Origin of the sequence: Sphingomonas sp. CCH5-D11 (assembly GCF_001557395.1) — a bacterium.
In the GTDB taxonomy this organism is placed as follows: domain Bacteria; phylum Pseudomonadota; class Alphaproteobacteria; order Sphingomonadales; family Sphingomonadaceae; genus Sphingomonas.
Genome location: NZ_LSKH01000180.1, coordinates 1 through 1,133, shown reverse-complemented (window position 1 = coordinate 1,133; position 1,133 = coordinate 1). Strand labels below are relative to the sequence as shown.

General features: G+C 65.8%; 2 protein-coding genes. Both read right to left on the bottom strand.

Annotated elements, in window-relative coordinates:
* A partial coding sequence (locus AX702_RS11075) for a beta-ketoacyl synthase N-terminal-like domain-containing protein (RefSeq protein WP_269450387.1) occupies positions 1-646 on the bottom strand: 646 nt, incomplete at its 3' end.
* On the bottom strand, positions 643-1,133 hold a 491-nt coding region (locus AX702_RS11070), incomplete at its 5' end, for an enoyl-CoA hydratase/isomerase family protein (RefSeq protein ID WP_197420569.1). The genes AX702_RS11070 and AX702_RS11075, both read right to left, overlap by 4 nt.

Here is a 1,133-nt window from a genome sequence, read left to right as displayed (position 1 = left end):
CCGCCTCTACGGTAAAGGGGGTGCGATATTGTGCCAGCGGATTTCCGACCGAATGGCCATGGTTCTTGGCGGATACGGCAGCAATCTGTGCCTGTGTCGAGCCGTAGGTCTTCATGTGCGCGCGCGACATCGCGGCATAGATGTCCATGAAGACGCTGTAAGGCTGGGCAGACACCGAGCCATCCGGCACCGCGACGCCCTGACCCATCGCCAACAGAATATCGCGGTTCCGCGCGGTTTCATGCACGTCCCAAGCCCCGTCGAAAGCGCTGAACATCAGCGCCTTGTCGGGTGAGCACATCTTCTCGGCGCCGATCGCCAGCACGATGTCCGCCGCGCCCGAGCGGACATAGGCGTTTGCCATGTGCAGCGCAGTCGAGGCTGTCGCGCAGGCATTCTCGACATTCACGACGGGGACGCCGTGGATACCGATGGCGCGGGCGATGATCTCGCCGCGGATCATGTCCTGGCCTTCCATATGGCCCTGGACACAATTGCCGAAGAATACCGCCTCGATGTTCGCCGGCCCGCATCCCGCATCGGCGAACGCCTGTGCGCAAGCGTCGGCCGACAGCGCCTTCAAGCTCCGGTCCAATTGCCGACCGAACGACGTCATGCCGACGCCGGCGATGAAGACCTCGCTCATCGCCCTACGAACTCCGGCGGCCGTTTCGCCGCGAAGGCTGCCAGTCCCTCCTGCAGATCATACGAGTCTGCGTAGGCGGCGACGATCTCCATTTCTCGCCGCAAACCCTCCTCGTGCGAGCAGTCGACGGCGAGCGCCGCCAGCTCCTTCATGCGCGCCAGGCCAAGCGGGCTTTTCGCGGCCAGCGTCTCGGTCAGTGCCTGCGCGGTCTCCGCCAGCGCCGCCGCTGGCACGCAGCGGCTGACCAACCCCGCGCGCTCCATGTCCTGCGCGGAAATGGACTCGCCGGTCATCATGAGCCGAGTGGCGCGGGCAGCGCCGATCTTGCGCGGCAGGCGGATCGATCCGCCACCACCCGGAAGCAGCCCGTAGTTCGCGTGTGCGTCACCGAAGACAGCGTCGTCGGCCGCGATCACGATATCGCAGCACAGGACCAGTTCCAGTCCGCCGGCGAGCGCCAGCCCGTTGACCGCCGCGATCGTCGGCA